Genomic DNA, 14443 nt, shown 5'->3' on the forward strand with positions numbered 1-14443 from the left:
ATCGAACCGGGAGGACGGGCCGTACCGAGCCTCTTCCGCCATGTCGGCCATGACCCGGGCCTGCTCGGGTGGATCGAGACGGCCGTGACCGAGGCAGCGGCATCCGGCGCTTTGGACCGGTGCGAGCGCTCGGTGAGAGCCACCGCCACCTGGTCTGCCTCGCACTGGCCCGAGCCGGTACAACCGCTCGACGATGACCGCGATCGCAAGCTCCTCGAACCGTTCAGGATCATGATCCCGCGAATGCTCGCCACCTCCGCGGTGCTGCGTGTGGCGCTGCGAAGTCAGCTACCGTAACGCCGCGTGATCCGTTTCTCGCCCCATCTCAGCGCGAATCCAGGGATGACCGCGAGGATGGCGATGAAGACCACCTGTCCGGCGATGTGATCCACTCTGACGTTCGCCACGTTGGACACCAGCTCCCGTCCCAGGCCGCTTTGCGCAGAGAACATCTCGGCAAGGATGAGGCCCAACAGGGTGAGTCCGAAGGCAATGCGGACGGCGGTGACGATCGACGGAAGCAGTGCGGGGATCAGTATCAGCCGCAGCCGGGTGTACCAGGGCAGCACGAGGACATCGGCGAGCTTGAGGAAATTCTTGTCCATTGAGCGGGTCGCGGCCATGACGAGCAGTGCAATGGGAAACACCCCGTGGAAGAAGGCGAAGGTCAGGCGGCTGGCGTCTCCGATGCCGAGGAACAGCAGGAACACCGGATACAGGGTGACCTTGGGAATGCTGTACAGCGCGAAGAGGGGGGTTTCGAAGACCGCGGACCAGAATGAGGACAGGCCGAGGGCGAAGCCGACGAGTGTCCCCACGACGACGGCGAGCGACCACCCCGCGAGGAGCAGTGTCACGGTGGACACGATGCTCTGCCGGAATCCAGGTTCGGACAGGTCCTCACCGAGCCGGGCGAGCGACTGCAACGGACCGGGGAACACCACGCTGTCGACGATCGCCGCAAGAATGGCCCAACCGATGAGGATGATCGCGGGCAGGATGAGTATCCAGCCGAGCGACACGAGGAGTCCGCGCGATCTGCTGATGGGGGTGCGCGGGGCCGCGGCGGTCGAGAGGCTCATGAGAGGACTCGCTTCGATTGTGGCCGGAGGGCTGCCGCGAATGCGAAGTTCAACCCGAGGGCGAGGACAAAGACCAGGAGCACCCCGGCGTACATGTCGGTGATCGCGAAATCGTTGTAGGCATTGGAAATGAAGTGCCCAAGCCCGCTGGTCGAGAGGACGAATTCACTTGCCAGCACCATGATGAGGCTGTAGGACAGAGCGAGCCGCAGACCCACGCTGATCTGCGGTAGGGCTGCCGGCAGCAACACCTTGAAGGTGCGCTGGATCGGGTCCAGTTGCAGCACCGCCGCAAGCCGGAGGACGGACCGGGGGATGCCGTCGAGACCGTCGACTGTGGAGCTGATCATGGCGACGACGGCGAACAGTGTGGCCAGCAGCACGATCGGAACGAACCCGATGCCGAGGAGTGCCACGAGCAAGGGATACAGGGCAAACGTGGGAATGGCGTAGTAGGTGGCCAGCCAGGGATCGAGTGTTTTCCGCGCCCAGTCGAACCGCCAGACGAGGAGCCCGATCAGGACACCCGAGACGACGGCGAAGATGAACGCCACGAGGATGGACAGCAGGGATGGCGCCAGGTCCTGGCTGAGAAATTCAGCATCGATCAGCAAACCTAAAGCCCGCACCACCATCGCGCTCAGCGGAACGAGGGAAAACGAGTCCACCAGGCCGAGCCTTGGTGCCAGTTCCAGAAAAAGGACGGTCAGGAGGGCGCCGATGATGGTCCAGCCGCGCACCGTGAGGCCGAGCCGACGTTCACGAACGGTTTTCGGTTTGTCGCTGCTCTCCACAGTGCTGGACGGCTCGGTCGTCACCCGTTCAGTGCTCACGGCCGCGGGCCCTGCTCGGCCATGGCTCGCTGGGCCTCACTCTTGAGGACCGTCCAGATCTGCTCTACCAGCGCAGTCGCCACTGGAGACCCAATCATGGTGGGATCCCGGTCTGGCGGCAGGTCCACGTTGAGGTCAAGGAGGATCTTTCCAGGCCGGGCTCCCATGACGAGGACGCGGTCAGAGAGGAGGGCTGCTTCCTGGATGCTGTGGGTGACGAAGAGGACAGTGGCACCGCCCTGCCGAACCACATTGAGCAGTTCCAGTCCAAGCACCACACGGGTCTGTTCGTCGAGGGCACCGAAGGGCTCGTCCGCGAGGATCAGGTCGGGATTGGTACTGAGCACGCGCGCGATTGCGACGCGCTGCCGCATCCCCCCGGAAAGCTGGTGGGGATAGTGGTTGACGAAGTGTGAGAGGCCCACGCGCTGGAGTACCTCGCGGGCGATCTCGCGGCGTTCCTTTGCTGGGACCTTCTGGGTTTCGAGCGCGAAGGCCGCGTTGTCCAGGACAGTGCGCCACGGCAATACTGCCGCTTCCTGGAAGATCACGCCGGTTTCCCGGCGCGGCCCCGTACTGGGGCTTCCATCGATGAGGACCTGCCCGCCGTTCCCCTTGTTCAGGCCCGCGATGATGTCCAGCAGTGTGGACTTCCCACAACCGCTGGGACCCACAAGTGTGGTGAAGGTACCCGGCTCGAGCACCTGATTCGTGGGACCCAGCGCCTGGACATCCCCATACACGCGGTCGACGTCCTGGAGCTCTACTTTCGCACCCATACATTCCCCTTGGAATTCAGTTCTGCTGTCGGAACCGGTGATACGCGATGACCCTCATCGAGGGTCATCGCGTCATACCGAGGCTACGGAATCGTGCCCTTCTCACCCTCGGGAAGGAACTCGTCGGTGAGCAGTTCGTCCCAGTTGACCTCGTCGAGATCGTCCGTATAGGCGAGAGCCTTCTCGGCTGCCTCGAGTGCCTCGGGATTGTAGGCAACGCCCCAGTGATCCGCGGCGAGGGCATCGTCGAGGATGCCCTGAGCGGCGTCGACCTCGAGGTCGGCGAGCCCTGCCCAGAACTCCGCGGCCTCCTCTGGATTGTCGGTGATCCACTGGACAGCATCCGAGTACCCCTGAAGGACGGCCTTGGCGGTTTCGGGATTCTCTTCGGCGTAGTCGCGGCTGCTGATGATCATCGTCTGCTGATATAACGGGACTACGTCGGAGCTGCTGCCGACCACCTTCAGAGTATCGGCGTTCTCGATCGCTACTCTCGGTGAGGCGTACGTCAGGTCGACTTCCCCGGCCTCCAGCAAAGCGATACCCGCTCCTGTCCCGCCGGTTGCCGTGCGGTCGATCGCCGTGGGATCGAGTCCTGCGCCTTCGGGTGTCAGGAAGCTCATGGCCTCGGTGACTGATCCCGGATTGGTGAAGCCCCAGATGGCATCGGCCGTGTCTTCCAGACTCTCGATATCGGAATTAGGCAGCGTCACCCAGGAGACATCGGCAACCGACTGGATCCCACCACCGATCACCCGGACCGGCGCTCCCTCGTTGAATCCGGAGACGATGGCACCCGTAGCCACTTCGCCGAAGGGTAGCTGGCCCGAGACGACGTTCTGCAGCGTGGTTCCGCCGCCTTCCGAGGGAATGATCTCCTCGACCTGAACGCCGGCGTCCTCGAAGAAACCCTGCTCCCGGGCTACTTCCCACGGAAGTCCGTACAGATCTTCAGGATGTGTCACCGATACGGTGACACTGGGAATTTCCCCTTCGGCGGTTTCTTCTCCTCCGCCACATGCGGCAAGTGGAAGGACCACCAACGCTGCCAGCCCTGTCCGGTAGATGGATCGCGATCGCATTGGTCCTCCAAGTGACGTCAATGTCAGTATCTAATGATGTATACAACGTGACAGAAATAACGCTTTGCGTCAAGCATTTTTACCCATTCGCGTAGGCGAGGTAACAAAATCGCATACAATTTGACCTGAGGCGGCTGCGAAATACCCAGGCTAGTGCCCGTCTTCGTCGGTGAGCTCCCCGCGGCGGATTGGTCTCGGCCATGCGGGTGTAGGCGTCGCTGATGTAATCCTCCAGCTTGGAACGCGCGATGCGCCATTGCCCGCGACCACCGATCTGGATTGCCGGTAAATCCCCCGACTTGAGCAGTACACGGACCTGGCTCTCACTAACTGTGAGCTCCTGGGCGACGTCGGGGATGGTCATGAAGCGCGGGTGCTGATTGAACGTGGGGCCGGGGGGAACTGCACCACACAGTTTCCGACCCCCCGATTTAGTCTTGTTTTCCGGCTCTCCTGACTCATCCGTGGGTGTTTTGAGCGACTCCCACGAGCCGCACGCCCTGGGACGGGTCCTGGGCCTGGACCGGGCGCCGGAGGTCAAAACCATCCGCCGCCGGATCGGGCAGCTGGCCGCCACCGGCAAGGCCGCCGGATTGCTGGCGTCCATGGGGGCACTGAAAATCCAGGCCGGCAGGGACCAGGACCTGGCCGCGGTACTCTACGTCGACGGGCACGTACGCGCTTACCAGGGCACCCGGAAAATCAGCATCAGTGGCCACCGCGGGCGCTGTCGTGAACCTAACCTGCAGGTCTATTGTTGGCGCCATGAGCACAACTGATACCTCCGCGCGAATTGGCGGGGGGAGCATCTTGATGATATTGGGTGGCCTGCTCACGGCCGCCTTCTGGCTGATCTTCACGACGGTGCATGGCCCGACTTCATTAAACGAGGACCGCGCAGTTCTGGGCGGCTCGATGCTGTTCTGGGGCATGTTGCTCGGCGGTATTTCGAATCTGCTGATCGCGGCGGGGCTGGTCGTGCTCTCATCGCGTCTGGCGCTGACAATCGGCCGACTAGCACGGGTTGGATACGTTCTGCTACTGATCGGGCTTATCGTTCCAGCGCTCATCGACCTGAGTATCCAGGCCCTGGGACCGCCGTTCTTTCTTCCTGTCGCCGCGACCGGGCTGGCCCTGCTCGCGTTCGGAGCCCGGCATAACCCACGCGTTAGCAGGCCGAGCCGCCTTCTATTGCTGTTCATTGGAGTTCTCCTCGCGATCGCCTTCGCGTGGGCTGTGCTGCCGAGCCCTCTCACGGACCCGATCGGCGGCTACAGAATCTACGGCGTATTAGCTCACCTCGGGCCGGGCATCGGCTGGGCACTCTTCGGCATCAGCGCGTGCGAGCACGCGCGGGAGGTCCTTTCCTAAAGAGGAACGCGCTGATCGGACTGGCCCGGTTTGCGGCGTCGCTGAATGCGCGAATCGGCCGGTTGTGGCAAGCGGTCGCGGCAGCGGCCCAGGGCGATGACGAGGCCGCACCTCGCACGACGGCGCGTGGCTGGTCAGCGTCTCCACCAAGTCCGCCAGCGCGTCCACCCCACGCGAACTGCACTCCCCCGTAGCCGCCGTTGGTGACCAAAACGTCGGTCTTGGGCAGCAGCCCGTCGTCGGGAGGTAGGAGGAGACACGGACGTCTGCCGGTGCTGACGATGACCAGGACGTCATCGTTCGCGAGGCCGTCGATGGTGGGGCGGACGAGGTCGTTGAAGTCGCGGTTCGCGACGGTGCCCTGGGGTGACGTGGACTACGGGGCGGCCGGCGTCGAGCTCGTGCCATCATTCCGGCAGGGCGACCGGCGATGGCTGCCTGGACCGGCACAGGCCACTGCAGGCGTTAGGGCGGGGACTGGAGTGCGGGAGGGTTGAGGACTGACACTCGAATTTGGCTCATGTCGGATCCGTTTTCAACGACATGGTGACCCGGAAGCAACCAACTCGTGCACATTCAACACAACACTGATGGGTTTTTGCTAATAAACCTATCAATCGTGTTGGCGGGGGAACGAAGTGATGACTTTTGGCCGGCCGCCGGTCTTCGTCAGGTTTAGGTCCATCGATACCTCGTAACGACACCGCTGCCAAGCACCTCAGTGAGGCTGCATCATGCATGGCGAACACTCCTGGTGGCGGCGCGCTCATAGTAGGAGTTGCCGACGACAGGACCCTCGTCGGGACAGCAATCGAAGCCGAGTGGCTGCGCATGCGAATCTACGAATTGACGCAGCGTCGGCTCACCACCGACATTTATGAGCATACGGTCCAAGGGACAGGCCTTCTCGTTATTCGCATACCCGAAGCGCTAGAACCGATCCGCTTCAACAACCGAATCAAATGGCGCGTCGCCGATAACTGTGTTGAGATCGATGCGGCCACTTGGCACCAGCGACGCATGATCAGGCTTCAGTTCGATTGGTCTGCTCAGGACTCTCAGGTCCCCGTGGAGAAGGCACGGCCAACGGCTGTTGAGATTGCACGCGATTTCCTGCTGGCATCTAATGAAGACGCAGCACAGGACCTAGCTCGGGCATCGACCCAGAACTTTCTCAAGCGCCTGAACGTAGTAACGAACGAGGGGACACTCACCAACGCTGGGGCCTTGGCTTTCGTGGGACGGGATGCGCCCGCGATCGACTACATCAGAAGAGACTTCGCCGGCTCCGACAGCACGGCGAGACTGCGCGCCGGTGGCAGATCCATTCTTGAGGAGCTTTCCGGCGTGATGACAATGGTGAGCGCGCATAACAGCGTCCGTCATATCTCATCAGAGCTTTCCATAGGACAAGTCCGCGACCTCCCCCCGCTGGCAATTCGTGAAGCTATCGTCAACGGACTTGTGCATCGGGAGTGGGGTTCGATGGAACCGACCGTTGTCGAACATGTTGGACAACAGCTCACCGTCACATCGCCAGGAGGATTTGTTGGCGGGGTGACGCCCGAAAACATCATTACGCACCCCTCGAGCAGTCGAAATAAATCGCTTGCCGAACTGTTTGCCTCGCTCCGTATCGCAGAACGCGAGGGGATCGGCGTAGACCGAATAATTCGAGAGATGCTCCGGCTCGGCCACGCGCTGCCCGAGATTCAGGAGATCTCTGGCCCTTATGTCCGGACGGCGCTGCTGGGTCAGTCTATTGATCTCCCTTGGCTTCAATGCCTGAACAGGCTCGAGCCGCGGAGCGCATCAACTAACTTGAACTTTTTGCTGATCCTCGACTATCTAACAACCGACCGCTGGATTGACGAGTCATCGGCCATGCGTCTGCTTCAAGTGGGCAGGGGTGAAGCCTTGGCGACACTAGAGCAGTTGGATTCGGTCTCGCTGAGGGGCGCAGCGGTTGTTACCCGCGTGCAGGGTGTCCCTTCGGACGCCAACGGTGCCTGGGCACTCGCTGGCAATCTAGTGGAAGCCCTTACAAGTGCAGGAAGTGCCAAGGCGCCCGCAACGACGCCGGACAGTAAGCGCGGAACAGCGTTGTCATGGGCATCGCACCGTGGACGGATCAGCAGCACCGAACTGGCGTCGATAGTTGGTGGCCATCCAAACAACGCCGGGCGCGTTCTGAGAGCATTGGAGTCGGACGGCCTGCTGAGTCCAGGCCGCGCCAACCGCAATGGAGCCGGATTCTTTTATAGGATTTCAGACGAAACACGCGCAAACCCTTGAGTGTCTTCACTGACGATTCTCTGACATTGCCAAGACCATCCACCGCCTTCACACATCATGGAACTGTTGGCTCCGCCATCGCTTCCACCAGGTCCGCCAGCGCATCCACCCCGCGCGACGCTCTAATCGCCTCACCGATCCGTCCCGCCGCCTCGCGGTAGGAGTTGTCGGCGAGCACCGCGCGCACGGCCTTGGCGACGTCGTCGGACTTGGCTCGGTTGGTGCGCAGATTGATACCGGTACCCGACCACGCGACGCGGGCGCAGACTTCGACCTTCTCCTCGGTCTGACCGGCGACCACCAGCGGGACACCGTGGCGCAGCGCGAACTGCACTCCCCCGTAACCGCCGTTGGTGACCAGGACGTCGGTTTTGGGTAGCAGCTCGTCGTACGGGAGGTAGGAGCAGACGCGGACGTTGGCCGGCAGCGGTCCGGTCAGGGTCGATTCGGGGCGGCCGCCGGTGCTGACGACGACGAGAACGTCATCGTTGGCGAGGCCGTCGATGGTGGGGCGGACGAGGTCGTTGAAGTCGCGGTTCGCGACGGTGCCCTGAGTGACGTGGACGACGGGACGGACGGCATCGAGCTCGTGCCACCACTCCGGCAGGACCACCTCGCTCGCGTCCTTGCCACCGCCCTGGGAAACCGGCCCGACGAAGTGGACGGTATCGGGGAGGTCCGAGCGCGGGTACTTGAACTCGGGGACGGTGAACTGCGCGATGGAATCGGCACGCCGGGGCCAGTCCGTGAAAAGCCCGGGGAACGCCTTGCCGGTTGCTTCGACCGCGACCGAATCGGCGTACTTCTGCACCGGACCAAAGACCACTTTTTCGGTCAGAGCCGCCATCACGCGGTTCCTCACCAGCCCGACGGCGCCCGGCTTGGGTTGGATGCCGAGCCCGTAGGGCGCGGTGTCGCGGCTGGTGAGGCTGAGCGGCACAATGCCGCAATTGACGACGGCGGGACGGTCCGCGCGCGGAAGGTTCAACAGAAGTGCCGCGCCCATGAAGAGGGACTCGGCGAGGACCGCGTCAGTGGGGACATCGGCGATGGCAGCCTGGACGGCGTCGTACTGGGCTTTGCCTGGGCGCATGAAGATGTGGGTGAGGTCGTACCGGATGCCTTTGGGGCCTTTCAGTCCGACGCGGCCGGGGAAGGCTTCGTCCATGGCGCTGTCGTCGAAGTCGGCTTCGGGCGGCAACGGAAGAAATTTGGCTCCGGTGGCGGTGACGCGGTCGGCATAGCGCTGGCCGGTGAGGAAGCGGACGGTATGGCCGCGGTGCACCAGGCCGGCGGCGACCGCGAGCATTGGGGTGACGTGGCCAACGAGGGGGCTGGAACAGACGAGTACCGATGCCATGACGTGCTCCTGGGAAAGTTTTGATTGTGTTGCATCAGTTTTCATTACTGTGGCACAGTAGTCAATATGGCAGCGAAAGTTTCTAGTCCGCGGCAGTATCGGTCGGCTCTTCGGGAGGAGCAGGCGCTCCTAACGCGGCAGCGTGTGCTCGAGGCGGCCGGGCGCTGCTTCGCCGAGAAGGGATTCGCGACGACGACGCTCGGCACCATCGCGGAAGCGGCAGGCGTGTCCGTGGAGACGGTGCAGATTCACGGGCCGAAGAAGAAGCTGCTGTTGGGTGCGCTGGAGTCGAGCTCGGCCGGTGTGCCCGACGTCCAGTCGATCCTGGAGGTGCCGGAAGCGCAAGCCATGATGGAGGAACCGGATGCCCGGGCGGCGCTCATCGGGCTAGCACGTTTCGCGGCGTCGTTGAATGCGCGGATCGGCCGGCTGTGGCAGGCGGTCGCAGCGGCTGCCCAGGGGGACGCGGATATTGCTGCCGCTCACGCAGGTCTGCAGTCGCGAATCCGGGCGGACTTTATGAAGGTGGCGGAAGCGCAGGTCGCTAAGGGCGGTGCACGGACCGATGTCTCGACGGAGGAGCTGGCCGCGACGCTGTGGGTGCTGACGTCGCCGTATCAGTACGAGCTACTCGTTACTGACACCGGGTGGTCGGAGAAACGGTACCGGGCGTGGCTGGAGCGTATGGTGGTTCAAGCCGTGCTCTCGTAGCCATCGCTCAGCCAACAGACGAAGCAGCCGGTCAGCTCGGTCACCACCACTGGTGCCGGCACCCTTGGTTTTGGCAGGCCCACTTAGGCACTCCGTACTCAACCTTGCCGGTCGCCGGATACACACGCGCCTGATGGTCGATGCAGCAACCCGCGAAATATGTCTCGGGCGACTCTTCGTACGCATCCGGGCCAACCATCCCGTAAGCGATCGGCCAAGCGTCGCCGCCGCAGATCGGGCACTTCTTGAGCCGCTTCTGCCGCGGCCTCTTCTCTGCTGATTCCATCCGCACACCATACGATTCGGGACCGACATTTCGTGATGGTGAGGAGCCTCCTGTGAACTTACTTCGCGCCCAACGGCCCTTTCGACGAATCGACAGATCCAAGTGTCTGCTTTCACACCCGGCTTGCCAAGCAGCATTCCGAAGTACTCCCAGGTCACCGCGCCGAGTCCATGTACGGATTTGTAGGCGCGTTTCTGCACCGTGTTCTGCGCATCCAAATTTTCAGCATTTGTCACGCCCACTTGGCTAAGATTGTGCGCTGCCTCTTTGATCGCCGATACCTTTGAACGGCCGCTAATCATCTGATCGTTCAGCAGTTCCTGCAGTTTGCTCTCATCCATCTCAACGAGCCGGGTGAGGTCGTTCAGGTCGGCATCGCCTGCGCCCTGACGGTTCACGTATCGGCTAACCGCGCCTCTCACGCCATTGTGTTCGGATCCATAATTTGCCTGTATGGAGAGAACAGCGTCTATGAGGGCCAACTCAATTTTGTCTTCCCGGCCACCTGGCCACGGCTTCCATTCCTCCCGTGGCATTTCACTACTCAGTTGCTCAAGCACTTTTTCCAGGTCGTTCTCTGTCATGTCATCCCCCATCGTTGTTCGTGCCGCCTCATCGAAAACAACCAGATCGAAAAGGCCAGATCGGGCCGGGAAGAAGCGTGCCACCGAATCCGGGCTCACCAGGACACAGGGCATAATCCGTGTGATCAGCTCGCCGTAGGTTTCCAGCAGCGGGCGCACGCGCAGTCCGCCGGACTTGTAGTTCAGCTGGCGTTGTAGCAGACCCATCTGGCCGGCTTTGGAGTCGGCGTTGAACGTCCGCGATTTCAACACCTCGTCCGGGAGCGCGGTCCTCAGCTCGTCACGGACATCTCGGGAGCGAGCCGTGAACCGCCCGATCATCTTCTCGTGACTCCGTGGTTCAAAGCTGTCCAGACCGGACGCCGACGCACGCTCGCGCTGTGAGGCAATAGCGAGTCCGCGTTCAAACCCCCGCGCGGCGTCGTCAGCGTCAATGCGTCCGAGCTTAAGCTGCTCGCGCGCCTGCCCGAGCCCTTCCCGCCGCAACGGCTCCAGCTGGTCGACAAACGCGAGCCAGCGTCGCAGGGATGGCGCATTGGAGCGTTCGACGTCGCGTCCGCGCCCGGTCTCTTCCCACCGGCGGAGGAACCGCTCGCCACCGAGCCAGTCAGTCAGCCCTTGCTCGGTCACCTTGGCGGCGGACAGCAGGTCCCGTACGGCCCGGGCAAGTGCGGCGACGACGACGACCGTTGCTTGGTCCACGGCCGGTTTGCTGCGAAAGAACGCCCGCATCCCCGGGAGGAAATCCTCGGCGGATTGGCTCGGTCCTACCTTGATGAGTGAGGACGCCCATGCCAACCACTGGACCTGTCGCCCGAGATACTCCTGGCCTTGCGCGGTAAAGGGGTTCCAGGATTCCGGAAGCTCGATGCCCGGAATGGAGGTTGCTCCGGAGGCAAACCCGCGCACCGCGCCCTGGACTGCGATCAGTGCACCGGTGAGCTCCGGTACGGCCTTCGGTTTTACCTCCGCCCCGGGACGGATGTGCGAAGCGAACTGATCCCGCACCGCAAGGAGCCGCTTCTTCCGGCCGAAGAAACTTGACTCAGCCGCGGCCACGGCCTGCGCATGAAGGTCAGCAATCGGAAGGTCAAGGATTTCAGGGACAACCCTGTCGAGGCCCGGGTGGGACGCGGCAAGGAAGGCGCCCACCTGGGTGTGGAGGTCGCGGGTGGCGTTCGCCCATCGTTCGGTGGCCGCTTCGTCGAGTACCTCAATGTCGACATTACGCGCGGGCAGCAGAGCGGCGAACTTTTCGAGATCGACAGCGGTACGGGCAGCCATCAGGACCGTAAGGAGCGTTTCCGACGACGGCAGCTGGGCGAGCGCCGCCTGCAGTCGTTGCGCGGCGTCGACAACGGCGGCCGCATCGGCCTCGTCGAGGGGCGCATCGATGAACCCCCAGGGATGGCGATCGCCCGGGCTGGCGGGCTCGGCGACGTCGGGCAGTTCCGAGAGCACTGTCCGAAGCTGTTGCAGCCGGTCAAACGACACCGTCTCGGCAAACGATTCCGAAACGTAGAGCGGTCGGACGTCGTCGCCAATGGCCAGCTCCTGAGTCCGCGCGGTGTAGAGCGAGAGCTCGGCGCCGTTCTCCTCGTGGAGCCGGGTAGCGTAGCGCACCAGGCCACGTCGCGCGTTGTTGAGTTCGCCGAGCGCTGCCTCCAGACCCTGACGGTCCGGATAGGCTACATGGTCGAGAGCCTGGCGGATCTGGTCGCGAACAGCGGCGGGCTTGCTGCCCTTGTCGTGGAGGTCCAGGGAGAAGACGCCCATTCCCACCTCGTCCAGTCGCTTCTGGACGACGTCGAGAGCCGCCCGCTTCTCTGCCACGAACAGCACCCGCTTGCCCTCCGCGATGGCACGTGTGAGCAGGTTGGTGATGGTCTGGGACTTTCCCGTGCCGGGAGGCCCTTCCAAGACGAAGGTCTTCTCCGCGACCGCTTCGGCAATGGCCTGCAGCTGGGACGAGTCCGCGGGGATAGGAACCTTTGTCGCGAGCAGGTCGAGGTCATCGGCGGAGGCGTTCTCCACCGGATCGGTGAACGGTTCTGTGGGTGAGTGGACCAGATGGTGGACGAGTGGGTTCGTGCATAGCTCCGCCCAGTGTTCGTCGAGGTCCTTCCACAGCCTGAACTTGGCAAATTGAAGGATGGACAGGTCAACCGTCGGTTCAACCCGGAACGGGAGACCCTTCTCTGCGACGGCCAGGCGAACTGCTTCGAAGGCGGCGTGCAGGTCAATGCCAGCGTCGTCCTCTACGGGCTGGGAGAGCCCGGGAATTTCCAAACCGAGCGAAAGCCGAAGTTTCTCCAGCAAGCAATAATTGGGTGTAGATGTACCGGCATCGTCGAGGCTGATTTGGTAGGGGCCCTGTTTAGAGGTGGGCCGCAACCGCACGGGTACGAGGACCAGCGGCGACCGCAGCTCCCTGTTGTCGAGCTGCCACACGAGGGTGCCGAGAGCGAGGTAGAGGTTGTTGGCTCCGGTTTCTTCGATGAGGGTCTTCGCCTTATAGGCAAGGTTGCGCATGCGGCTCTGATAGGCGTCACCAGTGACGTCTGCGAACACCGTCTGATCTCTGACGAGAAGTTCAGCGAGGTCGCTCTGCGGAAGGTCACGGCCAAAGCGGACGCCACGTTCTGCTTGCATTGCGGACACCGCATCCGAGGGCATCAACACGACGTCCTTGCCGTGGTTGATCATGTCCTCGAAATGGCCGACCTGCTCGTCGGGGACTGCGAGCGGGAACCGTGCGGTCTTGGTGAAGTTGATGAGCCGGTTGCGGAGGCTAAGGTCTAGCAGTGTGTTCTTCCACTGGCTGATACGGGTGGGCGCCTCCGGACGCTGTGCACGGCGCCGCTCCCCCGGTTCCCGAGACGGTACAGGAACCGGAACCTCGCGACGGGGCGGGGCATATTCGATGACGGTCACCTTGCCGGCGTCATCGGTGAAGCGGACGGGAATCGGGCGGATGCCGGAGTGCCTGGCCGCGTAGATGTCCACTGCTCCGAGCACTTCACCCATGTCCCCAGTGAGCCAGCGGGCATACGGTCGGTTGTGCAGTTCCTGCATGCTGTGGCGGTCGGTGTCGGTGAGCATCGTGGTTTCGATGAGCCGGATGCGTTCGAGGTCAATGGCGTTGACCAACGACGTCGGGTCTTCCACCGCAGGGGTCTTGAAGTTCGCTTCATCCCTCCAGTAGCCGAGGAAGATGTGCCCGTGAACCAACCAAAGGTTCACCTGCAGTCCCGCGAATTCCATCGCGGCGGCGAGGACGACGACGGTGTCCAGGCAGGTGCCGAAGCGGCCGTTGAGCACTTCGTCAGCATTTCGGACGCGCTGTGCATGCTGACCCCAGGAGGCCGGTGGTTCGCTGTAGCGGATTCCGCGGTTTTGCATGGCTTCGGCGAGTGCCTGGGCGATCTGATCTGCGCGTTCCGGACCTGCCTGGTAACCCTGAAGCGAGCCGCTGCCAGTTGAATCCTTAAGCAGGTCCGACGCTTCAGAGCAGAGCGATGCGATGGCCGGGTGATTCGGCTGGACGAACGCGGCCAGGGATTCCAGCGTCAGCAGTCCGGAGTAATGACGCCAGTGGTGGGCCGCGAGCAGCTCGATAGGTGCCGAATGTTCGGCGAGCGTCTGGCCGTCAACCTCGAGCGTCGCGTGGATCACGCCGTGCTGTCGCTCCTGAAGCTGAAGCAGCGTGGAGGGATCGGCTTGGAGGTCAGGTTCCGCAATGACGGCGGTCTGGCTCGGTGGTACATCAAGATAATGCTCCGACGGTTGTGTCAGGAGGCCCGATTCGCCGGTCACGCTCAGTTTGAGGACCGCTCCCCTGATTTCTGGGCCTGCGTTGGTGATGGTGAGCCGGCTGATGATGCGCTGCCCGTTGTAGGCCATTACGTAGCTCAGTTCGGTTGCGGAGTCGAAAGTCAGGGCGACGGTCGCGTAGGTTGTGGGTGCGGGCGGCGTAGCTTGAGGTGTTCCCGGAGCCTGAGACGTATTGCCCTGTGGCTCGGCTCCGTTCGGTTCGGTAATTGGGGCTTGGCTGGTGCCT

11 protein-coding genes and 1 pseudogene are annotated in these 14443 nt (G+C 62.8%); 5 read left to right on the top strand and 7 right to left on the bottom strand.

The features are described from left to right. Nucleotides 1-297, top strand: a 297-nt coding sequence (locus Y708_RS0103780) for a hypothetical protein (protein WP_028278900.1), incomplete at its 5' end; no start/stop codon positions are given. Here the strand turns inward: Y708_RS0103780 and Y708_RS0103785 are convergent. The 5 genes and pseudogenes from Y708_RS0103785 to Y708_RS30765 all read right to left on the bottom strand — a co-directional run. Beyond that, nucleotides 285-1082, bottom strand: coding sequence for an ABC transporter permease (locus Y708_RS0103785; RefSeq protein WP_035775163.1), 798 nt, complete (start codon nucleotides 1080-1082; stop codon nucleotides 285-287). The genes Y708_RS0103780 and Y708_RS0103785 overlap by 13 nt on opposite strands. Beyond that, nucleotides 1079-1915 carry an ABC transporter permease gene (locus Y708_RS0103790; protein WP_028278902.1) on the bottom strand — a complete coding sequence of 279 codons (837 nt, stop codon included), beginning with the start codon at nucleotides 1913-1915 and terminating at the stop codon, nucleotides 1079-1081. Before Y708_RS0103790 ends, Y708_RS0103785 begins: the two co-directional genes overlap by 4 nt. Then, entirely contained in the window at nucleotides 1912-2694 is a 783-nt protein-coding gene (locus Y708_RS0103795) for an ABC transporter ATP-binding protein (protein WP_028278903.1), read from the bottom strand. The genes Y708_RS0103790 and Y708_RS0103795 overlap by 4 nt, the downstream gene beginning before the upstream one ends. A gap of 83 nt (nucleotides 2695-2777) precedes the next feature. Continuing rightward, nucleotides 2778-3776, bottom strand: coding sequence for an ABC transporter substrate-binding protein (locus Y708_RS0103800; protein ID WP_035775164.1), 999 nt, complete (start codon nucleotides 3774-3776; stop codon nucleotides 2778-2780). A gap of 202 nt (nucleotides 3777-3978) precedes the next feature. Further along, a pseudogene (locus tag Y708_RS30765) lies at nucleotides 3979-4140 on the bottom strand (helix-turn-helix domain-containing protein); the annotation flags it as partial. A gap of 109 nt (nucleotides 4141-4249) precedes the next feature. Between Y708_RS30765 and Y708_RS0103805 the strand changes: the two are divergent. The 3 genes from Y708_RS0103805 (at nucleotide 4250) to Y708_RS0103815 (ending at nucleotide 7442) form a co-directional block, all read left to right on the top strand. Continuing rightward, the gene (locus Y708_RS0103805; RefSeq protein ID WP_155853663.1) at nucleotides 4250-4555 is read left to right on the top strand and encodes a putative transposase; all 306 of its coding nucleotides are present in this window, start codon (nucleotides 4250-4252) and stop codon (nucleotides 4553-4555) included. Continuing rightward, nucleotides 4542-5147: a hypothetical protein gene (locus Y708_RS0103810; protein ID WP_028278906.1), complete on the top strand. Its 606-nt coding sequence runs from the start codon at nucleotides 4542-4544 to the stop codon at nucleotides 5145-5147. The genes Y708_RS0103805 and Y708_RS0103810 overlap by 14 nt, the downstream gene beginning before the upstream one ends. 648 nt (nucleotides 5148-5795) lie before the next feature. Next, entirely contained in the window at nucleotides 5796-7442 is a 1647-nt protein-coding gene (locus tag Y708_RS0103815) for an ATP-binding protein (protein ID WP_162150435.1), read from the top strand. A 55-nt stretch (nucleotides 7443-7497) separates the two neighbouring features. On the opposite strand, the gene Y708_RS0103820 is transcribed toward Y708_RS0103815, so the two are convergent. After that, nucleotides 7498-8802 (bottom strand): glycosyltransferase, encoded by a 1305-nt coding sequence (locus Y708_RS0103820; RefSeq protein ID WP_028278908.1) that lies wholly within the window; start codon nucleotides 8800-8802, stop codon nucleotides 7498-7500. Nucleotides 8803-8868: 66 nt separating this feature from the next. Here Y708_RS0103820 and Y708_RS0103825 point away from each other — a divergent pair, with 66 nt between their 5' ends. After that, nucleotides 8869-9513, top strand: a complete 645-nt coding sequence (locus Y708_RS0103825; RefSeq protein WP_028278909.1) for a TetR/AcrR family transcriptional regulator — start codon at nucleotides 8869-8871, stop codon at nucleotides 9511-9513. Here the strand turns inward: Y708_RS0103825 and Y708_RS22640 are convergent. Beyond that, the gene (locus Y708_RS22640; protein ID WP_028278910.1) at nucleotides 9430-14286 is read right to left on the bottom strand and encodes a DUF4011 domain-containing protein; all 4857 of its coding nucleotides are present in this window, start codon (nucleotides 14284-14286) and stop codon (nucleotides 9430-9432) included. The two genes, Y708_RS0103825 and Y708_RS22640, sit on opposite strands and share 84 nt — an antisense overlap. Nucleotides 14287-14443: the final 157 nt, after the last annotated feature.

The organism is Arthrobacter sp. H5 (genome assembly GCF_000520595.1).
Taxonomy (GTDB): domain Bacteria; phylum Actinomycetota; class Actinomycetes; order Actinomycetales; family Micrococcaceae; genus Arthrobacter_D.